The sequence below is a fragment of the Sporosarcina sp. Y838 genome (assembly GCF_056786515.1).
Genome location: NZ_JBXCJD010000002.1, coordinates 20,184 through 42,137, shown reverse-complemented (window position 1 = coordinate 42,137; position 21,954 = coordinate 20,184). Strand labels below are relative to the sequence as shown.

The window sequence follows — 21,954 nt, the reverse complement described above, 5'->3', positions numbered from 1 at the left end:
TTTCGAAATCTATTTCTATAGAATTAGGTGGTTTTTGAAATAGGTATAATAGCATAAAATTCGTTGACTTAATCTGAGAAGGACGGTAAATTTAAATAGAGAGTTGTAGGACTTGGCAAACTATTTTTAAAATTTACATATACCAATGAATTGCTCGAAAGTTAATGGAAAAACTCGAAATTTAACATTATCATTTTAGGTGTCTTTCACTATGGAATATTAAAGCCACTTTGAACAATATAAATTTACGTATAGTAAGGAGGGGTGTGCTTGTTTTCACGAATGAAAAAGAAGAAAAAGTTAATGGCTTATTTGGAAGAGGAAAAAAGCTCATATCCTCAAATTTTTGAAAAGTCTCCTGATATTCTTCTCTTCGTTATTGATCTAAAAGGGAGAATTGTGAATATCCGTGGAGGGAGTAACCAATTAGCGGGAGCTAACGTTGAAGATATTATTGGGGAAAAGTATAGCAATTTCATATATAAAGAAGATGTAGAAAGGGTCGAAGGTTATTTCACCAACGTGTTAAAAAGAGAAGCTCAACATGTAAACTATAGAGTCTTAAATAAAAATGGTAAAATTATTCGTATTGATGTTACGCTGACACCCATTCAACTAGGGAATGACGAAGTAATCGGTATATATGGATTAACACATAATATTTTCGATGAAAATGAATTGAAGAAGGATATACAAGAGATGCAAGAAAAACTACAATCACTAATCCATTATTCTCATGAAATTATTGGCATCCTCGATTCAGATGGAACAATCGTTTTTGAGAGTCCATCAATTGAAGCAGTTCTGGGTTATAAAGTGGAGGAGATTACCGGGAAAAACTTTTTTGATTTGATGCATCCTGATGACCTTCAATCGAAAAAGGGTAAATTCAAAGAAGTTCTCAATCGGGCTAATACACCTTTTATGGTAGAGCTTCAATTAAAGCATAAAAATGGGGAATGGCGTGATGTTGAGGTCATCTATACGAATCTCCTCAATACACCGAGTGTGAATGGGATCATTTGCAATATCCATGACATTACTGAACTAAAAGAGCAGCAGCGCGAAATTCACTATATGGCATACCATGATTATTTAACTGAATTACCAAATCGACGAGCTTTTGAAAATGGGTTGGATCTTGAAATCCGACTAGCGAATGTCGATAAGCGCAAGTTCGCCGTTTTGTTCCTTAATTTAGACGGGTTTGGCTTTTTAAATGATTCATTAGGTCATGATATCGGTGATCTTTTATTAATTGAAATCGCAAGGCAATTAAAAAATACGCTTACTAAAAACGTCAAAATGATAGCGAGAATCAGCGGAGATGAATTCGCGATTTTAACGACAAACCTTCAAGAAGCTCATTCAATTGAACAAATTGCAGAGGAGGTCCTGCAGGTTTTTGAGCAATCATTTGACATTAAGGACTATACTCTTTCCATTACAACAAGTATTGGGATTAGTATTTATCCTGAATCCGGAGATGACGCCGTTTCACTGTTGAAAAATGCGGGTCTAGCATTGTACCTCGCGGAAAAAGCGGGAAACAATAAATATAAAATTTTTTCACCAACCGCCAATGTCGGCACATATAAGACATTTTCATTAAGAAATGAGCTCAAGAAAGCGTTAGAAGATAATCAGTTTCTCGTCTATTACCAACCGATTGTACATGCGCAGACGAATCAAATCGCTAGTGTAGAAGCACTAATCCGCTGGAATCATCCCGATTGGGGAATCGTTCCTCCAGATGAATTCATTCCGCTGGCTGAAGAATCGGGGTTGATCACTAAAATCGGTGAATGGGTATTGCGGACAGCTTGCAAAAATGTATGCTTATGGCATAGTGCCGGGAATTTTATTCAGGTTTCTGTTAATTTGTCACTTGTGCAGTTTTTACAAACAGGTTTGGTGGATATGATTTCTAATGTGTTACAAGAAAACAAGTTAGATCCAAAATGGCTTAACATTGAAATTACTGAGAGTACGTTAATGGATCAAGAAGAAAAAGTGTTGAGGAAAATAAAGAAATTGCAAGAGATGGGTATACAAATCTCCCTTGACGATTTCGGTACGGGCTATGCATCTTTTAAAAGTTTGCGAGATATCAAACCGGACATATTGAAAATAGATCGAGACTTAATAAAGGACATACCTACCGATAAGGATAGCACCGAAATTGTAACCTCAATTATTCAGTTAGCCAATAGGCTGTCCATAAAAGTGGTAGCGGAAGGTATCGAAACGACAGAACAGAAGGAATTTGTAGCTGATTTACAATGCGATTGGATTCAAGGTTATTTATTTAGCAGGCCTGTTTCAGAAAAAAATATCCTCAAGTTACTTGCAGGGCAATTGAATCCTGAAATTGAATCTATACCATTTAAAGAAAAAAGAAAGTATTTTAGAATTGATTTTAAGTATCCACTCGAAGCACTTATGACGATCTCCGAATTGAATGGCAAAAAGGTTCAATTGGGAAATACAAAAATAGTAGTTGAAAACGTAGGACCGGGCGGATTACGTTTTTTATCGAACATTAAACTTCCCGTAAGGTCGGATATTATATTGAAATTTCAACTAACCATAATGAACGAAAAAATGACTATTTATGGGACAATTACGTTTGATGGAGAACAGGAAAGCCTCAACCAATATGGTATTAAATTTATGGTTGATGAGAAGGAAAGAGAATACTTTATCAAGCATTTCAATCAATTCCAACTGCAGTTGAAAAAGGACCCGCTCCTACCCGGTCATTCTTTTATAACAGACAGTGTGGGGAAATACTTTAAGGAATTGTAGGATTTCTTAGGTCTTTGTTGGCCAAACTACTTGGGGTATGCACTGGAATGGCATGGCTACTTGTTTGAGGGAGTGTCCAAACAGGATAATAATCAGGTTTTGTCGAACTATATAAAGTAGGATTTATAGCTCTGTAACTAACAATAAAGAATTTTAATAAAAAAACATCTCGAAAGATGTTTAGCAAAAATGTATGAATAGGGAGTAGATTTCTATCTCCAAGGTGAATTCATCTGTCTTTTCATTTTTTCTATTTCAGAGGTTAAATAATCAATCTGTTTTTGCATATTTTTACTATCTCCAGCATTATTTTGTTCTTGCCGTGCTTCTTCTATTGCAAGGACTGCTGACAAAGTGGAAAGGGCATCACCAAATGTAGAGATTATTCCTGCAATGACAGCGAGTTTAGCACTTTCACTGTCTGTTTGATTTTGACTATCTTGATTTTGATTGGAAAAGAATAAACTGCTATTATTCAAACTATTAACCTCCAATCACTTTCACGTACTGTGTTTAATATATTCAAATATGTACTATTTAGTGAAAAAAATTTAAGGTAATTAAAACATAGTACGACCATTATGTGCAATTGGAATTTGATAGTTGGTAAGATTAATTTGGGGAATATCATAGTACAAAATAAAAATCTGAATGCTACAGTAAATGTATCCAGGAGGGACAAAATGGTGAATAAATTTGAGTACGAAGTGATGATGCCATCAAAGATTGAACCAGGAAAAAATCTACCTGTGTTATTTGCTCTACATGGCATTGGCTACAATGAACAACATATGCTAAGTGTTTTTGAAGATGTAAAAGAGGATTTTATTTTAATTGGCATCCGAGGTCATTTGGAGCATGAAAAAGGATATGCGTATTACCGTTTGAAAGGATACGGAAATCCGGATCGGGGCCTTTTCGACGAAAGCATGAAAGACTTGGAAAGCTTTATCGAATATGCATGCGCAACCTATCCGATTGACCGTGGACAAATATACTTAGGCGGCTTTAGTCAAGGAGCTATATTATCCAATTCACTTGCGTTAGTACTAGGGGATAAAATTAAAGGCATCGTTTCCATGAATGGTTATATTCCAGATTTTGTAGTGGAGGAATATCCAATGAAACCGATTGATCATCTTTTAGTTTATTTATCGGACGGCGAAACAGACACTATCTTTCCGCCGGAAGTCGGGAAAAAGAATGATGCCTATTTTAAAGAAGCAGGCGCCACTGTAGATTATAAAACCTATCCGACGGGCCATAAAATTGGAGAGGCTAATAAAAACGATCTTAGTCGCTGGCTGACTGAGACCATACGTTGAATTAGGTTGCTTACATGAAAGCTGAGCGCTCCAAACAAAAAACTTGTACGTTGTAAAAAGGAGGAAATATCTATGAATGCAAATCAAATAAAAGAAATTGCTACCTATTTAGTTGCAGGAGAAGTAGAAAAGCGTGAAATAGAAAAAGTGACAGCCCGTTTGAAGCCCGATTTAACAGTTGAAGAAGGGTATCTCGTTCAACAAGAGCTGGTTTCTATGAAGTTAGCTGAAGGTCGCAAGATTGTTGGGCCTAAAATGGGATTGACGTCTCAAGCTAAAATGCAGCAAATGAATGTCGATGAACCCATTTATGGATACGTTTTCGATTATATGTTGATTGATAACGGAGGAGAGGTTTCTCTTAGTGATTTAATCCATCCGAAAGTGGAAGCGGAAATCGCATTTGTGATTGGGGAAGACATTGTAGGACCTGGTGTGACAGGTGAACAAGTGTTGGCGAAAGCCGAATCGGTTGTTCCAGCGCTGGAAATCATTGATAGCCGTTATGAAAACTTCAATTTCACACTACCTGATGTAGTGGCGGACAATGCTTCCACGTCGAGAGTCGTATTTGGTACGACTTTGAAAAGTCCAGACCAATTCGAACTCGATTTAATCGGCGCTACATTAACGATAAATGGAGAGTTGAAGGAGTCAGGAACAGGAGCGGCGGTTCTCGGTCATCCTGCAAATGCGATTGCGATGCTCGCCAATATGCTTGCGAAAAAGGGCGACAAGGTCCGTAAAGGAGACGTCATTTTATCAGGTGCACTCACTGGAGCCGTGTTACTTGAAAAAGGCGATGTAGTCAGCGGTAAATTCGATGGTCTTGGTGAAGTATCATTTACTGTAACCGAATAAATTCTAGTGTAAGAAAGGAGAAATTGTATGCCGTTAATCCAGGTAAGTATTATAGAAGGCAGACCGAAAGAGAAAGTTGCCGAATTGATTGGGAATATTACGCAAACGGTTTCTGAAACATTAGATGCGCCAGTAGAAAATATTAGAGTGCTTGTCACTGAGATACCTAAAACGCATTGGGGTAAAGCGGGAAAGCCGATTTCGTAAAATGAATTGCGAATGAAGCAGTCATTATAAAACCTGATCATATAAGATTCTGTTATCATTTTGCAGATTTGACTGATTACTTCTATGGTGACAAAATTTGCTATCCTGTCATCGGCAATATGGTTGTGAATCGTAACAATAACCACCTCACTGCACAGTGCGCAAAAACATTAGCGCCCGCCTTGAAGCAACCATTACAGGAAGCTTTGGAAAGTTTGGATGTAAGGAAGAGGATGAATTAAGTGCGCGTTACCTAGAGCTCAAGTGAAAAAAGTAACGCCAGCGTAAAACCTGGCGTTACTTTTTTTATTTATGCAAGTTGTTGTAAAGATATTGGTATCAATCAATACCATTTATAGAGACGCACCGCTCGGGCTTTCTAACGTTTTGAGACGGCTATCCAAAATGAAATTACCAAATGGGATGAAGGGGGAAAGAACAGCGCCAATTGTAAATTTGAAAGACCATTTTATCGCAATCATCGCATACACAATGGCAACCATTTAAGCGAGGAATATATAAATATGTAGCGTTCCAATAAATAGTCACGGCACTCAGAATACGAAACCAATATTTAAGGGGCATCGCAATGAACAACAAAAGCAGCAGCGAACTACCTTCGAGGAAACCCATGAAACGAAAACATCCCAGTGTATTTTTAAACATGATATCGCTCCTAAAATCTTCATTTTACCAAACCCCATTTTATAAAAAGAAATCGAATTGACTAGTAGATTGATGAAAAACTAATGAGCGAATCAGGTGCGAGAGATGTTACCATGATTTTTGTGTCGATATAGGTCGAAATGTATACTCTGAAATTTAATATAATTAAGTTTAATAAAATGGGTAGGTAAAAAAGCATGCTTAGTGTATAATAAAGGAAGTAGAGACAAATAGATTACAGATATAGTTATATATGAGGGGGGATTCTCATCAAAAAATGGTTTGGGAAATGGAAGTGTAAGCTGTCAGGGTATCATCGGATGAGTTACAACTCTGATAGTTGCAGTCGTTGTGGATATGTTCGGAGAAACGGCTAGACAATGTAGTAGAGAAACTATATTTTAAAAAAGGCCACCCATCGATGAATCATCGACGGGTGACCTTTTTTGTGTTGTTAAATTTCAGATAGTTGTGTATGTGCACGATTCTTTCTATATGTTTTTCCAAACATGTGAGTCGATTGTCTTTATTTCATACACTGGCACCTTTTACTATGTCTTTGTGTCAGCACAGGTGCTGCTCACTACTTATTCAGAGTTGTATTAGAATCAGGCACTCAAATTTAAAGAGGCGTACCGCTCGGATTTTCTAGCGTTTTGAGACGGCTGTCCAAAATGAAATTACCGAATGGAATAAAGGCGGAAAGAACAGCGCCAATTGTAAATTTGAAAGGCCATTTTACCGCAATCATCGCATACACAATGGCAACCATATATGCGAGGAATATATAACCGTGAAGTGTTCCGACAATAGTCACGGCACTCGGCATACCAAACCAATATTTAAGGGGCATCGCAATAAACAACAAGAGTAGTAGCGAGCTCCCTTCGAGGAAACCCATGAAACGAAAACGGCTCAGTGCATTTTTAAACATCATATCGCTCCTGAAATCTTCATATTACCAACCCACAGTATATAAGAATTAAATGACTAAGTATAGAAATTGAATTGACTGGTTGTTGACGGAAAAATAATTACTAATAAATCTTGAAAGTAGGAGAGTTTAACTGCTATCTTTTTTGTAATTAGTTTTAGGCGCCTTTCAATCAAGCCGCCAACCAACTTTAGCAACTATCCAACAAAACCATCCAACTGTCCAACCATCTTCATAAGGTCTCCAACAAAGTACAGTCATGCATAGAAGTACTATTTCTGTAAACAATGAAGTCATGAATGAAAATGAGGGAGTGCAAATTATGACAACCGCCTATAAAGGGACAAATAAATTGATTGCAGGGATTGTGTTTGGGGTTTTAACATTTTGGCTTTTTGCTCAAGCGATGGTCAATGTCGTTCCTGCAGTTCAGGAGGATCTAGGTGTTTCCGCCGGGACAGTCAACATCGCCATTAGTTTAACAGCACTTTTTTCGGGTATTTTTATCGTCGCTGCAGGTGGTCTTGCAGATAAAATTGGTCGGAAAAAAATAACGAATATCGGTCTGCTCTTAAGTATTGTTGGATCACTTTGTTTAGTGTTAGCAAATGGTTCGATATTACTCATTTTGGGTCGTATCATTCAGGGTTTATCGGCTGCTTGTATTATGCCTTCAACAATTGCCCTCATAAAAGACTACTTTGAAGGGGCTGAACGTCAACGGGCACTTAGTTATTGGTCAATTGGTTCTTGGGGTGGTTCTGGTGCTTGTTCGTTATTAGGCGGAGTTATTGCAACCTATTTGGGATGGAAGTGGATTTTCATCTTCTCCATTATCTTTGCAATTATTGCATTGTGGTTAATAAAAGACACGCCTGAAAGTAAAGCGAAACAATCGGGTAACTCTAAATTTGATGTGAGTGGTCTACTTGTTTTCGTAGTCACACTGTTGGCATTGAATATTTTTATCACACAAGGTTCTGAAATTGGTTGGACAAACTGGATTACGATCTTACTGTTAGTTGTCACAGTCATTGGTGCAATTGGCTTTATAAAAGTTGAAAAGGGTAAATCGAATGCGCTTATCGATTTTGGATTATTTAAAAACGCGCCATACACGGGTGCAACCGTTTCAAACTTCTTGCTCAATGCTGTTGCCGGAACGCTTGTTGTTGCGAATACGTATGTTCAAGAAGGAAGGGGTTTTACATCTTTTCAATCGGGTATGCTTTCCATAGGCTATCTCATTGCTGTACTTGCAATGATTCGTGTTGGAGAAAAGATTCTTCAAAAAGTTGGTGCGAAAAAACCAATGCTTTGGGGTACGACTTTGACGCTTATCGGTGTTGGGGTGATGGGCTTAACGTTCTTACCGGATGTTGCTTATACAGTCGTTGTCTTTATAGGATTCGCTTTGTTCGGTTTAGGGTTAGGGATCTATGCAACACCATCTACGGACACCGCGGTTTCTAATGCACCTGATGATAAAATTGGGGCAGCATCGGGTATTTATAAAATGGCAAGTTCCCTGGGTTCTGCATTCGGGGTAGCGATTTCTGCGACTGTCTATGCGATGATTTCAGCCACTAGTGGGGTAGATGCAGCGGCAACTGGAGGTATTGTTGCCAATGTGATTTTCGCAGTTATCGCGTTGTTATCAATTATCTTCATGGTTCCAAATAATGCTGGTAAGAGCGAAGTTAAATAAGGGGTGTTTTAGGTATGAAAGAAAAATTAATGAATATGTTGGATGAACGTAAAGATGAAATGATTCAAATTCGTCGTTATTTACATGAACATCCTGAATTGTCATTTGAAGAACAAAAAACGGCTCAGTACATTGCTGATTTTTATAAAGGAAAAGACGTCGAAATAAAAACAAATGTCGGGAATGGTTACGGCATTATTGTGAAAATAGTAGGTGGAAAACCTGGAAAAACAATTGGATTGCGTGCAGACTTTGACGCTCTTCCCATTGTGGAAGAAACGCCCGTACCATTCAAGTCGAAAAATGAAGGTGTCATGCATGCATGTGGACATGACGGTCATACAGCTTATTTGTTAGTACTTGCGGATTGTTTAATACAACTGAAATCTGAAATATCCGGAACCATTACAATCATTCATCAGCATGCTGAAGAAGTTCCGCCAGGCGGAGCGAAAAGTATTATCGAATCGGGACTGCTGGATGATTTGGACGAAGTGTTTGGAATTCATTTATTACCAATCGCTCCTGTTGGAATGGTTGGTTACAATAAAGGCTATGCATTCAATGGACGGGCATACATGAAATTGAAAATTCAAGGCAGAGGTGGACATGGATCATCACCTCACTTAGCAAATGATGCAATTGTCGCGGGCGCTCATTTTGTTACCGCAGTTCAAACCATCATCAGTCGCAGATTAAGTCCATTTGACGTTGGAGTCATTACGATTGGCTCATTTGATGGAGCTGGGACGTTTAATGTGATAAAAGACAGTGTGGAGCTGGAAGGCGATATCCGCTATATGACTGTTAAAACGAAAGAAACGATTGAACGAGAAGTTAAACGTTTGGTCAAAGGACTTGAAGCAGAGTTCGATGTCAGTTGCGAACTTACCTATACACCAGATTATCCACCCTTATACAATAATCCAGAGCTTACAGAAAAGGTGGCTGAAGCACTTAAAAATGCAAATGTGAAAGAAATTACAGAGGTAAAAGAGCTGCCACCGATGGCACCTTCCGAAGATTTTGCTTACTATGCTGAAAAGTTTCCGGCTTGTTTCTTTTATATTGCGTGTTCACCCAAAGGTGTTGAAAAACCATATTTCAACCACCATCCAAAATTTGATATCGACGAAGATGCACTTCTAGTTGCAGCAAAAGCAGTGGGACAAGTTGTTTGTAGTATGCAGGAATAGAGTGGAGGAAGTCGTTCAATAAGTATTTATTGAACGGCTCTTTTTGTGGTCCTGGATTTTGAAGAAAATTCGATAATTTATAGAAAAGTGTCCAAACAACGAGGGAGCCTCCAACGAAAACCTCGAAGCATCCATCAAAGTCCAGAAAATATCCAACCAAAATGTCAGCTACCTATTCAGGAAACTCGGCTGTTGTGTGACGCAGTAATTTTCACTTCCATCATTAAAATAACCCAAACTTCATATTTGAATGTTATATATGACTAGCACTATAAATGGGTGAATGGTATAATATTTCCAATAATTACCGAGAGAGGGGGTGAATTAATTGAGGAGGGTATTCCTTATTTTGATGACTTTCTTCTGTTTAATCTTAATCATACCTACTATCGTTCATGGTGAAAATACGGGAGCTTCTACGGATCCTCCAAGTGGCGAGAAAGTTGGGAAATCTCGAAGCATTTTGTTTGGTAATGTAAAGAAAGTAGACAATGTGTTGAAAGAGAAAACAGAGTCTATTGAAACAGTTCTACAAGAAACAGTTAATGGACAGCATAAAACGGAAACGAATTTATCCAAACCATTGGATAGTAAGCCTGGCACTTCCAGAATTAAAGCTACAGGGAATTTACTAATTTCGACAGTTACCGATACTGTGGAGAAAACAACTTCTGAAGTGACATATGCGGTCAATGACACAATAAATTCGGTCGTAAATGGATTGCCAACCGTTCCTGTCGTCACCCCGTTCATCAAGGATGTAAGTGAAACAGTTAAGAAAACAACTTCTTATGGTCAAACCGTCGTAGAAAACACAGAGGAATTTTCTAATGAAACTATGAAATCTGCAATCGACTTTTCTTTAGAAATGGATTTTGAATCTGTTGAAACAGTTGCTAAAGTAATAAAAATTCCACAGGAAATTTTTAGGGAGGACGAAAAGAGCAATACTGGGAATGAAAACGTCTTCACTAACCCAAAAGAGCATAGCCGAGATGTCGGTTCTATGCCGAAAAGGGAATCTATTACACCTTTAGTACCTGAAATTGGGACCGATGTATTGATTAAACAAGTCGGTACTAGTGAACTGGAGAAACATAGTGATTTCAGCTTGGATGATGGAATTGAAGTCAGTATGAATGGCGAGGGGAACCTCGACGTAGATTCTATTTTAGGAGCAACTTCCGTAGACCGACGTTCGATTGTTAAGGAATTAAAAGTGCTTGAACAAACGAATGGTTTGATTGACCCATTTGGAAAATCTAAAAATATCGTGTTAGAAAATAAAAAAGTTGATAATCCTAAACTTCCGACTGAACCAAGTAAAAAGTGGGATCGTCTACCGGTGGCTATCATTATGGAAACTACACCGCCTACAACATCTCCAACTTTAGAAATGGGTGGACAAAGTGATTTAAGTTGGGGAATCGTTGATGTGTTCAGTCTACAATCTTCAAGCGGGGGAAAGTGGACACCTATGAATGAGTTCGCAATGTTTAAATGGGCTCATGCTCCTCCCGGGGAGCCTCCACAACAATCTCCTTTATTAATGTGTAATGAACATAATAAAAGGGGATGAAAACAAATGCATAACAACGTGGAGATTAAGGATTTGGAGCGAACAAAAACTAAAGATATGATACAAAGTACAGACCAACATTATGTTGTTGGCCAACTTGCGGCAAGCATGGCGCATGAAATACGAAATTCCTTAACAGCCATTAAAGGGTTCACGCAATTAGGCAAGCAAGGGATGCCATATGAAAACTTTGATGTTGTTATGTTTGAAATTGAAAAGATAGAAGAAGTATTAAATGATTTGTTACTTGTAGCTAAACCGCAAATTTTCACTTTTGAAGAATTGGATATGCAGAAGGTTCTTAAAAGTTCTGTGGAAATTTAGGTCTCTTTACATGAAGTTATTCACATAATACAATGTAATTGCATAATGTGAAAGGCAACCTTTACAACATTTGGTTGCCTTTTTCTTGCATTTTTTTCGTAATGTTGAATATTCATAAATCAAACAAGCACTGATCCCTTTTACTATAGAGAGTCTCCAACATGTTTTAGCCCTCTCTATTTTAGTCTTGACTCCGTGCGCCAGCTGCTTAGGTCATAAGCAATATTCCTGTGTAAAGATTGACATTTCACTTAAAAAAATGATGCAATTTCGGATAACGTTGCATATAATTCTGGAAACGGTATAAAATCAAAATATTTTTAACAATAGATTTATGTAATGCTATATATGAAGTGTTATTTTGCACAGCGTCGGTATCGGTGAATTTTCTTGAAAATTTCTAATTTTATGGTTGACTTTTTATTAGTCGAAGATATATGATAATTCCAATACATTTAATAGGGATTAGAAACCCAGAAAATGATTGTGTGTTTTGCAATCTAAAACTTTATTGAAGGAGGATGAGGGTGGATATCAAAAGCGGTTATTGTTAACGGCGGGAACAGTAAGGAGCCTAGATTGACAGGGTGCTGATGGTAATCTGTACAAAATCGAGTTGTAAGGATTGAGAGATTCCCGTTAGGAAAGATGCTAAAGAATTAGCTTCAAGATGTGTAGCGCATTTCTGGGGAATTAATGATGATAACCCTGTTTCAACAAAAAAATAGCAAACGGCTGATTAGGCAACTAAAGGCCTCCACCTTAATTTATTTAAGATGGGGGCCTTTTCTGCTTATTAATTGGGGCGATATTGAATACAAAAGGGATTTTTAATTTATTTGAAAGTGAATAAACATTAGAATCAACTAGTCAACTAGAGATTCGGTAATTTGTAGACATTAATACCAATTACCGGATCTCTTTCTAAATTAAAACTAAAACTAATTGAAGCAAAAACAAATGACAACTAAAACATTACAAATTGTACCGGTAGCAGTTCACTAGTCAGCAAAAAGTAAAAGTCAATGACCTCGAAATATATGACTATACTTATAATTTTAATAGGAATTAGAAATCCCAAAAATGATTGTGTGTTTTACAATCAAAAACTTTATTGAAGGAGGATGAGGGTAGATGTCAAAAGCGGTTATTATTAACGGAGGGAACAGCAAGGAGTCTCGATTGACAGGGATTCAAAAAAGAATAGAAAGTTTTTTTGAAACAGAGAGTTTGCCTTACGACACGATTTATGTACATGATTTGCCTGCTGAAGATCTTATAAAAGCTAACTTTTCCAGTAAAGCGATTATTCAAGCGAATAAAATTGTTGTAGACTCGGATATTGTAGTTGTGCTAACACCTGTGTATAAAGCATCGTTCTCAGGGATTTTGAAGACATACCTTGACTTATTGCCACAAAGAATATTAACAGGAAAATCGGTATTACCCGTTGCGATAGGTGGTTCTTTGGGTCATTTACTTGCGATTGAATACGCGTTAAAGCCAGTACTATCTGCACTTGGCGCGACAGAGATATTAAATGGTGTCTTTGTAGTGGACGACCAAATTAAGCGATTAGACGGAAATGAGTTTCTCATTGCAGAGGAAGCTGAGAATCGGCTCGTTGATGTGTTGAAGTATTTTCAGAACCAGAAAGAAGTAATAAAAAACCGTGTTAGTTAACAATAAAATAGTAATCGGCTGATTAGAAAACTAAAGGCCCTCATCTTAATTTAACAACTAAGGTGGGGGCCTTCTCTGTTTATGGCAATTATGCTTTTTGAAAAGGAGGCACGAAGATGGACGTCACTATTAAAGTAAAGGAAAAGGCATTTAAACATGATGATGGTTGGAACGTTGTTTTGGATGACATTGAATTGCATATTAAAGAAGGGCATTTTTTAACGATCATTGGACCAAGTGGCTGTGGTAAAAGTACATTATTAAAAATTATTGCTGGACTCGATACTGAATATATTGGAAATGTTCATATTGGCGGACGTTCTGTAGATAAACCAGGAATTTCTCAGGGATTTATTTTTCAAGAGCATCGACTTTTTCCCTGGATGACAGTGGAACAAAATATTGCTGCAGATTTAAATTTGAAAAATAGAATTGTGAAACAAAAAGTAGAAGAGCTTATTGAAATCGTTAGACTGACAGGATATGAAAAATCGTATCCTAGTGAGTTGTCGGGAGGAATGTCACAAAGGGTAGCAATTGCAAGAGCACTTATTCGTGATCCGCAAGTTTTGTTGCTAGATGAACCATTTGGGGCATTAGACGCCTTTACACGGAAGCATCTTCAGGATGTATTAATCGATATTTGGCAAAAGAAAAAAATAACAATGATATTGGTTACGCATGATATCGATGAATCTATTTATTTGGGGACTGAGCTAGCGATATTACGAGCAAATCCTGGTCAGTTACAGAAATTGATGCAAGTAGAGCTTGGATTTCCTAGAAAACGTACAGATCCATCCTTTCAGTATTTACGACAAAAAGTATTGGCCGAATTTGAGAAAACGGAACAATCCGTAAACACAGATGGTGCTGGAATATAAGGGGGATATGATAATTGAAGAAACTACTATTATTGATTGTGATATTTGTTGGGTTACTAGCTGGTTGCGCTGATAAAGATACGATTAAAGAGATTAATATTGGTATTCAGCAAAGCTTAAGTCCGCTTTGGGTTGCGAAAGAGAAAGGCTGGTTTGAGGAGGCTTTTGAAAAAGAAGGAATCAAAGTGAATTGGACAGAATTTCAAAGTGGTCCACCACAAATCGAAGGGCTTGCTGCAAATAAATTAGACTTCTCTCAAGTTGGTAATACACCAGTAATTGCCGGTCAAGCGGGGGGCGTTCAGTTTAAAGAGATTGCACTTTCATCAGATGGTTTAAAAGGAAATGGGTTGCTTGTTCAAAAGGATAGTGGAATTGAAAAGCTTGAAAATCTTAAAGGAAAAAAGATTGCCGTTGCTAAGGGAAGTAGTGGTTTCGGATTTTTATATAAATCACTTGAATATGCAGGTATTTCTCCAGATGAAGTAGAGATTATTCAACTTCAACCAGATGAAGCGATGCCTGCATTTGAAAATGGTTCTGTTGATGCTTGGTCTATTTGGGAGCCGTTTCTATCACTACAAACATTAGAAAAAGACGCACAGCTGCTAGTAAATGGTGAAACAATTAATGCACTTTCTCCTGGTTTTACAATCGTTCGTTCTGGATTTTTAGATGATCATCCAGAATATGTTCAGCTTTTTTTAGAAGTCTATGATCGTACAGTGAAATGGCAAAATGAAAATGAGGAAGAAGCGATTGCTATATACGCTAAAATGAAGGATTTAGACAATCAAGTTATTAAAAGCGTACTGGATAATACAAATGCATTGAATGAACCGATAACAGAAATAATCATTGAAGCTCAACAGGAATCAGCGGATATGCAATATGAATTAAAAGCCATTGATAAGAAAATCGATGTATCGGAGGTTGTTGATAACCAGTTTATCGAAAATATCTATAAGGAGGAAAAGTAGATGAAAGTTGAGGTTTATGCGCCATCTAAATACTTACTAGAAAAAAAAAGGTTTAGGATACCTTCGTGGACAAAGGGTTTTGTATTACCACTTTTCATTGTTGCGATTTGGCAATATGTTGGAGGTGCAGGTTTCATATCTGCGACACTTTTACCGACGCCTTTAACAATATTGGCGACATTTTATTCTTTGATATTATCTGGAGAGCTGTTTGCAAACTTACAAATTAGTATTGCAAGGGCGGTTGGCGGATTTTTACTCGGTGGGGGACTCGGCTTATTGTTTGGAATACTTGTAGGATTCTCGAAAAATACAGAGTCCTACGTTGATCCATCACTACAAATGCTTAGGACAATTCCAAATCTGGCCGTAACACCACTATTTATTTTATGGTTTGGTTTTGATGAAGTTTCTAAAATATTATTAATCTCACTTGGTGCTTTCTTCCCGATATATATTAATACATTTTTAGGAATCCGAGGCGTTGACTCTAAATTGTTTGACGTTGCTAGGGTATTAGAATTCAATTGGAAAAAACAAATCACGCACTTGATTTTACCAGCGGCTCTCGGAAATATACTGCTGGGTATTCGTTTATCACTTGGAATAGCATGGTTAAGTTTAGTTGTGGCGGAATTAATGGGGTCTAGCTCAGGTGTGGGTTATATGATTATGGATGCTAGACAATTCTCCCAAACAGATAAAGTATTTGTCGGTATCATTATTTTTGCAGTAGTTGGTAAATTAACCGATTCATTTGTAAGGTTGCTGGAAAGGAAATTATTAAAATGGCGAAGCACATTTCAAGGTAATAACTAAAAGGAGAGATGAAGAATGGATATTTTTTGGTTTATCCCAACACATGGGGATGGTCGTTATTTAGGTACAACAATCGGTGGCAGAGAAGCAGAACATACGTATTTTAAACAAATAGCACAGGCGGTGGAGAGGCTTGGTTATCAAGGTGTTCTATTACCTACTGGACAGTCATGTGAAGATCCTTGGATAACGGCTTCTGCATTAGCGGCTGAAACAACACACTTGAAGTTTTTAGTGGCAGTTAGACCTGGTTTAATACAACCTTCTTTAGCAGCTCGAATGACATCCACACTTGATCGTATATCTAATGGTCGTCTGTTAATTAATGTAGTAGCGGGTGGTGACCCGGTAGAACTTGCTGGAGATGGTGTGTTTTTATCACACGAGGAGCGGTACGAAGCGACAGATGAATTTCTCACGATTTGGCGAAGATTACTATCCGGGGAAAAAGTAGACTTTCAAGGGAAGCATTTACAATCACAAGGCGGAGAATTGATATTTCCTCCAGTTCAGAAACCCCACCCACCAATATATTTTGGCGGATCATCACCTGCTGGACAAAAAGTAGCGGCACATCATTCAGACATTTACCTGACATGGGGTGAGCCTATAAAAGAAGTGAAGGAAAAAATTGCAAGTGTTCGTACTCTAGCTGAAAAAGAAGGAAGAACAATTCGTTTCGGAATTCGATTACACGTTATTGTTAGAGAAACCAGTGAAGAGGCATGGGAAGCAGCAAACAAGCTAATATCTCATTTAGATGAGGAAACAATTGAAAAAGCACAAAAAATATTAAGTAGATATGAGTCGCATGGACAAAAGCGTATGGCTGATCTTCATAAAGGAGACCGAGCTGATTTAGAAATCAGCCCGAACTTATGGGCAGGTGTTGGTCTCGTTCGTGGAGGAGCTGGAACCGCACTTGTAGGTGACCCGGAAACGGTAGCGGATCGAATAAAAGAGTATCAAGAAGCCGGTATTGAAACATTTATTTTTTCAGGCTATCCTCATTTAGAAGAGTCGTACCGTTTTGCAGAGCTCGTATTTCCACTATTATCATTTAAAAATGAAGATAACGCTAGAGCAGCCGGCAGTGTGGGTGAGAAGAATCTATTTTAGTTTGTCTTAGCTAGATGGACATTTCTCTAAAAACAAATTTCGGTGATAGCGTAAATGCAGAAGATATTGTCTTAGAGGGTGTTAAGAAGAAGTGATTAACAATAAAATAGAAATCGGCTGATTAGAAAACTAAAGGCTCTCATCATAATTTAACAACTAAGGTGGGGGCCTTTTCTGTTTATACAGAACTATCTTGGTAATAGGGATATTGAAAGGAGGTAATTTAGTATGCAAACGCAAGACATAATGCCTAAAGAGACTTATTTGAAACTAATTGAAAAAAGTCCCCAAGCAAGGAGTGAATCACTAAACCTTCCCGATTTACAATTTTTTAAATGGTGCGATCAACAATTCGGTGTGAATAGGGGTGTTTTTAATACAATTGATAACTGGTTTTATGAGAATGGGATTGTCAATGTGTATTACCGCCGAATTCTCTTGTTGGATTTCCTGAAGTTCTCTGTAGAGGATGGATTAAGGCAAGGTGAATCAAAATTTATTAAATTTGGACATGGTGGACTGTCAACAAAACTGAATGAGTTTACGGGAATAAGAAAGCCAACATAATAAAATGTTTACTTATACGAAAACGTTAACCAGCAACCAATGAAATTATCGATGTGTCCAACAAAACCCAACAACAAAAAAGGTACCTGGTACTCACACAACTTTGAATTGTGTAAGTACCAGGTACCTGAAAAACTTGTTTAAAATATCAAACGACTTCTATTTTTCGTTGGTTTTTGTTTTTCCGTATCAGATAAACTGCAATTAGTAAAATAAACCAAACAGGTGTTACGAACAAGGCGACACGAGTATCTTCCGCTAGTCCTAGCACGACAAGTACGAACGCTAGGAACACAAGGATTAAGTAATTTGAAAACGGGTGAAGCGGCATTTTAAATTTATTCGCTTTCGCAAGTTCTGGTTTCGTTTTGCGATATATCAAATGGCAGATGACTGTAACGCCCCAAATATAGATAAAGCATACTGTAGAAATACTTGTAATTAGTGTAAATACACCTTCTGGCATTACATAGTTCAAAACAACGGCGATTAGAATGACAATAGTTGAAAAGAACAATGCATTGGAAGGGACTTTATTGGTAGTCAGTTTTGTAAATGGTACAGGTGCATTATTATCTTTGGCAAGTGAGTAAATCATCCGGCTTGTACTAAACACGGCGCTATTACATGCCGAAGCGGCGGATGTTAAGACAACAAAATTGACGATACCAGCAGCTGCAACAATACCTACTGCAACGAAGACCTGGACAAACGGGCTTTCCAGTGGGTTAATAGCGTTCCACGGATAAATACTCATAATAACAATAAGAGCGCCAATATAAAATATCAAAATCCGAATAGGGATATTATTAATGGCTCGCGGGATCACTTTTTCCGGGTTTTCTGTTTCACCTGCTGTTAGGCCGACTAGTTCAATGCCTACAAACGCAAATACAACCATCTGGAATGAAAGAATAAAGCCATTAATACCATTAGGGAACATACCACCATGGCTCCATAGATTAGTAAAACTAGCTGGGCCAGCATCGGTAGAAAAGCCCTTGAAGATCATGAAAACGCCAATAACAATAAGTGCTAGAATCGCGATGATTTTAATTAATGCAAACCAGAATTCCATTTCGCCAAAAAGTTTTACAGTTGCAAGGTTCATAAATAGCAAAATGACAAGCGCAATTAAACCTGGCATCCACTGCGGTACGTTCGGAAACCAAAACTGCGTATAAAGACCAACTGCGGTTAAATCGGCCATTGCAATTGAAATCCAGCAGAACCAATAGGTCCATCCGGTAACAAACGCCGCCATATTCCCCATATAGTCTTGTACAAAGTCAACAAATGAATTATAGTTCAAATTGGTTAGAAGTAGTTCTCCAAGTGCGCGCATGATTAAAAAGCAAATTATTCCTGTAATCAAATATGCAAATAAAATTGACGGCCCTGCTAAATGAATGGATTTTCCTGCCCCAAGGAATAATCCGGTACCGATTGCCCCCCCGATGGCAATTAGTTGTACGTGCCTGTTTTTTAGACCCCTCGACAATTCTTGTTCTTGCATGACATTTCCCACTCTCTGCTTTTTCTAGGATGTTTGAATTGTGAAAGTTTTAAGTATCAAACAATTGCAAAATAATATCCTAATGAAAGTTTAACATAATAATACTCAATTCGACAATAGGAAAACGCTTACAATTTTCAGAAAAAAGAATAATCAATATGTAGCGGGCAATAATTTTTTATCCGAACTATCCAACGAACCCCGACGAGTGTCCAACCAACTCGGAAAAGCATTCAAAAAACAGGGAAGTCTCCAACCAAACTATCAAAGTGTCCAACAAACCCCAGCAAGTCTCCAACAAAAAAAGCCCCGTCTCTCAAAGCATGAGAGACGGGGCATCATAAACTTCATTATCAAACCGTTGCATTCAGACCCATTCTTGCTTCAGAACGGCTCATTCTCTTCTCTAGTTTAAACAAGATAAATTCACAGATGAGGCAAAGGATCCAATAGATGATGGATGCGACTAAATACATTTCGATGAAACGGTATCCATCGTTCGCAATAATTTTGGAAATGGCTAACACTTCTACAACCTTTACGGCGAATGCTAAAGAGGTTGCTTTAATGAGCCCGATAAATACGTTTCCTAGATTAGGCAATGCGATTAATAACGCTTGTGGCAAAATGATTCGTGTTAAACCTTGTCTCGTTGTCATCCCAACTGAATAGGCGGCTTCCATTTGTCCTGCATTTGTGGCATTAATGGACGAACGGAAGATTTCTGCCTGATAAGCGGCTGTGTTTATTGTATAAGCAACAAGCGCGTACAGTAGTGGCGGAATTTCATCAGCATCTATTTGTAAACCCAGACGCGGGTTCAAGTAATCGATGAGTACGGGCACACCGTAGAAAAAGACATATAGCTGAACAATCAAGGGCGTTCCTCGAATGAACGAGATATACAAAATGGATAACTGATTTAATACAGGTATTCTATATATTCTGCAAAGAGCAATGAGTAAACCAAAAATGAGCCCGAAAAGCATCGCGACAATGGCTATCGTTATTGTCCAAGGTACTCCTTTTAACACTGCGGGTACTTGCTCTAACGCAAATTTAAAATCTACAATAGCCATAATTTATCACTATCCTCAACAAGTTATTACTTAGATAGACCAACATGCCCTTTCTTGAAGACTTTTTCAGCATAGCCGACAAGACTTTCAATAATTATGCAAGTTGCCCAGTAAACAAGCGAAATCACAACGTAAATCTGAAACATACCGATGCCGTGATTATTGCCTAAAATGATTCGAACTTGCCCCATAATATCAATGATGCCAATCGTAAAGGCGAGAGATGTGTCTTTCAATAATTCGATAATGTTGTTACCTAAGTTAGGCAATGAAATCAGAAAGGCTTGCGGCAGTATAATTCTTCGTAACGCTTGTGAATAGCTCATTCCGACACTATAGGCTGCTTCGAATTGGTCCTTTCCAACGGCTAAATAGGCTGAACGGATAACCTCTGACATAAATGCACCTGTATGAAATGAGAAGGCCATAATGGCAAAGAACAGCCGATCCCAATGATTAATATCTACATTAATAACAAGTAGTAATTGGGGGAGTCCAAAATAGACTAGAAACAGTTGTACCAACAAAGGTGTACTTCTTGTGAATGATAAATATAATGTTGCAATTCCATAGAGAAACCGATACTTCTGAATTCGTATAATCGCAATACCTAAACCTATGAGTAACGCGAAGAATAAGGATATTACTGTCATCAGTAGTGTTAGCGGGAGTTTATCCAGTACTCTAAAGAATATGTCAATCCAGTCTTGCAAACTCGAGCTCATCTTTCACACCACCTAATCAATTACGCCACCTATAGAGGTGGGAGTCTATTGCTGAATAAAGAAAAATATGTGCTAAATTACACCGCATGAACGCATTTCAATTCAATGCGGTGCTCAGTATTAGTTGTAGCTGAACCCTTTTTCATTGATGTAGTCGAGGTCTTGGAAGAAGTCAGTTGCAAACCACTTTTCGGATAGTTTCGCTAGTGTTCCATCTTCGGTCAATTCGATCGTAATTGCGTCGATTTGATCGGCTAATTCGGTGTTGTCTTTATTAAATACAACAAAGACAGGTTCTTTTGAAACGATTCCAGCTACTTTTAAATCCAAGTTAAGCGTTTCTTGAACAGCATCAAATGTCGATTTGTTGAGGAAAATCGCATCTGCTTTTCCTTCGTCAACGCGCTTTAAGTTATCTGCGTTTGATGGGTGTTCCATGCTTTCAATCGTTAAAGGATTGTCAGGATTACTTGTGTTGTACCCATTTAATATAGAACGAAGCCCGCCGCCAGCTGACATAGGCGTGAACTTTTTACCAACCATATCATCTAATGTTTTTATATCATCTGTGTCTGTTTTCGTAATAAGTGACGTAAGAGAGTAGCCGTATTCCGTTTTTGGATAATGAAACTTCTCTTCTCTATCTGGGTTTTTGAAAAACCAGTTAATCGCCATGTCAACTTTACCTGTATCAAGACCCACTAAATTCGATTCTTCTTCACCGAACACGTATTCGAATTTGTAGTCTGGTAATCTTTTTTCAACTTCTGCTAAATAGTCCATGTCGTAGCCGATCGGGTTGTTTTCATCGTCTGTGTATAGGAAGGGAGGATTGACATCATCGCTTAATGCGACTTTAATGACCTTTTTTCCGTCATCCGTTGTTGTACTTCTTTCATTTGAACAACCTGCGAGAATAGCAAGGAATACCGTTGCTCCTAATAGTACTAGCCATTTACGTTTCATGTTTATGC

The 21,954-nt window shown here is 37.9% G+C and carries 20 protein-coding genes and 1 pseudogene; 14 read left to right on the top strand and 7 right to left on the bottom strand.

The annotated features are described in order from the left end of the window. Nucleotides 1–270: 270 nt before the first annotated feature. Nucleotides 271–2,808 carry an EAL domain-containing protein gene (locus tag AC1TO4_RS02955; RefSeq protein WP_482104079.1) on the top strand — a complete coding sequence of 846 codons (2,538 nt, stop codon included), beginning with the start codon at nt 271–273 and terminating at the stop codon, nt 2,806–2,808. A 212-nt stretch (nt 2,809–3,020) separates the two neighbouring features. Here AC1TO4_RS02955 and AC1TO4_RS02950 read toward each other — a convergent pair whose 3' ends face one another. After that, nucleotides 3,021–3,287: a hypothetical protein gene (locus AC1TO4_RS02950; RefSeq protein ID WP_482104078.1), complete on the bottom strand. Its 267-nt coding sequence runs from the start codon at nt 3,285–3,287 to the stop codon at nt 3,021–3,023. A 204-nt stretch (nt 3,288–3,491) separates the two neighbouring features. Between AC1TO4_RS02950 and AC1TO4_RS02945 the strand changes: the two genes are divergently transcribed. The 3 genes from AC1TO4_RS02945 (at nt 3,492) to AC1TO4_RS02935 (ending at nt 5,201) form a co-directional block, all read left to right on the top strand. After that, nucleotides 3,492–4,133, top strand: a complete 642-nt coding sequence (locus AC1TO4_RS02945; RefSeq protein WP_482104077.1) for an alpha/beta hydrolase — start codon at nt 3,492–3,494, stop codon at nt 4,131–4,133. 72 nt (nt 4,134–4,205) lie between these two features. Then, a complete protein-coding gene (locus tag AC1TO4_RS02940) occupies nt 4,206–4,994 on the top strand; it encodes a 2-keto-4-pentenoate hydratase (RefSeq protein WP_482104076.1) in 789 nt (262 codons plus the stop codon). 27 nt (nt 4,995–5,021) lie between these two features. Continuing rightward, nucleotides 5,022–5,201 carry a 4-oxalocrotonate tautomerase gene (locus AC1TO4_RS02935; RefSeq protein WP_482104075.1) on the top strand — a complete coding sequence of 60 codons (180 nt, stop codon included), beginning with the start codon at nt 5,022–5,024 and terminating at the stop codon, nt 5,199–5,201. 585 nt (nt 5,202–5,786) lie between these two features. Here AC1TO4_RS02935 and AC1TO4_RS02930 read toward each other — a convergent pair. Then, nucleotides 5,787–5,834: pseudogene (locus AC1TO4_RS02930) on the bottom strand (hypothetical protein); the annotation flags it as partial. A 655-nt stretch (nt 5,835–6,489) separates the two neighbouring features. Continuing rightward, nucleotides 6,490–6,801 (bottom strand): DUF3817 domain-containing protein, encoded by a 312-nt coding sequence (locus tag AC1TO4_RS02925; protein WP_482104074.1) that lies wholly within the window; start codon nt 6,799–6,801, stop codon nt 6,490–6,492. Nucleotides 6,802–7,120: 319 nt separating this feature from the next. On the opposite strand from AC1TO4_RS02925, the gene AC1TO4_RS02920 reads away from it, so the two are divergent. The 10 genes from AC1TO4_RS02920 (at nt 7,121) to AC1TO4_RS02875 (ending at nt 17,660) form a co-directional block, all read left to right on the top strand. Next, nucleotides 7,121–8,509, top strand: a complete 1,389-nt coding sequence (locus tag AC1TO4_RS02920) for an MFS transporter (protein WP_482104368.1) — start codon at nt 7,121–7,123, stop codon at nt 8,507–8,509. A 14-nt stretch (nt 8,510–8,523) separates the two neighbouring features. Beyond that, entirely contained in the window at nt 8,524–9,705 is a 1,182-nt protein-coding gene (locus AC1TO4_RS02915; RefSeq protein WP_482104073.1) for an amidohydrolase, read from the top strand. A gap of 328 nt (nt 9,706–10,033) precedes the next feature. Further along, nucleotides 10,034–11,284, top strand: coding sequence for a hypothetical protein (locus AC1TO4_RS02910; protein WP_482104072.1), 1,251 nt, complete (start codon nt 10,034–10,036; stop codon nt 11,282–11,284). Nucleotides 11,285–11,290: 6 nt separating this feature from the next. After that, nucleotides 11,291–11,608, top strand: coding sequence for a histidine kinase dimerization/phospho-acceptor domain-containing protein (locus AC1TO4_RS02905; RefSeq protein WP_482104071.1), 318 nt, complete (start codon nt 11,291–11,293; stop codon nt 11,606–11,608). A gap of 1,134 nt (nt 11,609–12,742) precedes the next feature. Beyond that, complete coding sequence (gene ssuE / locus AC1TO4_RS02900) at nt 12,743–13,291, top strand: NADPH-dependent FMN reductase (protein WP_482104070.1); 549 nt, start codon at nt 12,743–12,745, stop codon at nt 13,289–13,291. Nucleotides 13,292–13,407: 116 nt separating this feature from the next. Then, entirely contained in the window at nt 13,408–14,175 is a 768-nt protein-coding gene (locus AC1TO4_RS02895; protein WP_482104069.1) for an ABC transporter ATP-binding protein, read from the top strand. A 14-nt stretch (nt 14,176–14,189) separates the two neighbouring features. Further along, on the top strand, nt 14,190–15,155 hold the full coding sequence (locus AC1TO4_RS02890) for an aliphatic sulfonate ABC transporter substrate-binding protein (RefSeq protein WP_482104068.1): 966 nt from the start codon (nt 14,190–14,192) through the stop codon (nt 15,153–15,155). Continuing rightward, nucleotides 15,156–15,974, top strand: coding sequence for an ABC transporter permease (locus AC1TO4_RS02885; RefSeq protein WP_482104067.1), 819 nt, complete (start codon nt 15,156–15,158; stop codon nt 15,972–15,974). A 15-nt stretch (nt 15,975–15,989) separates the two neighbouring features. Then, nucleotides 15,990–17,093, top strand: a complete 1,104-nt coding sequence (ssuD, locus tag AC1TO4_RS02880; RefSeq protein WP_482104066.1) for an FMNH2-dependent alkanesulfonate monooxygenase — start codon at nt 15,990–15,992, stop codon at nt 17,091–17,093. Nucleotides 17,094–17,321: 228 nt separating this feature from the next. Then, nucleotides 17,322–17,660 carry a hypothetical protein gene (locus AC1TO4_RS02875; RefSeq protein WP_482104065.1) on the top strand — a complete coding sequence of 113 codons (339 nt, stop codon included), beginning with the start codon at nt 17,322–17,324 and terminating at the stop codon, nt 17,658–17,660. Nucleotides 17,661–17,808: 148 nt separating this feature from the next. On the opposite strand, the gene AC1TO4_RS02870 is transcribed toward AC1TO4_RS02875, so the two are convergent. The 4 genes from AC1TO4_RS02870 to AC1TO4_RS02855 all read right to left on the bottom strand — a co-directional run bounded on the left by AC1TO4_RS02870 (nt 17,809) and on the right by AC1TO4_RS02855 (nt 21,946). After that, complete coding sequence (locus tag AC1TO4_RS02870; RefSeq protein WP_482104064.1) at nt 17,809–19,176, bottom strand: amino acid permease; 1,368 nt, start codon at nt 19,174–19,176, stop codon at nt 17,809–17,811. A 353-nt stretch (nt 19,177–19,529) separates the two neighbouring features. Continuing rightward, entirely contained in the window at nt 19,530–20,255 is a 726-nt protein-coding gene (locus tag AC1TO4_RS02865; protein ID WP_482104063.1) for an amino acid ABC transporter permease, read from the bottom strand. A 26-nt stretch (nt 20,256–20,281) separates the two neighbouring features. Further along, on the bottom strand, nt 20,282–20,980 hold the full coding sequence (locus AC1TO4_RS02860; protein WP_482104062.1) for an amino acid ABC transporter permease: 699 nt from the start codon (nt 20,978–20,980) through the stop codon (nt 20,282–20,284). A gap of 120 nt (nt 20,981–21,100) precedes the next feature. Continuing rightward, a complete protein-coding gene (locus AC1TO4_RS02855) occupies nt 21,101–21,946 on the bottom strand; it encodes a transporter substrate-binding domain-containing protein (protein WP_482104061.1) in 846 nt (281 codons plus the stop codon). Between the last annotated feature and the right edge of the window lie 8 nt (nt 21,947–21,954).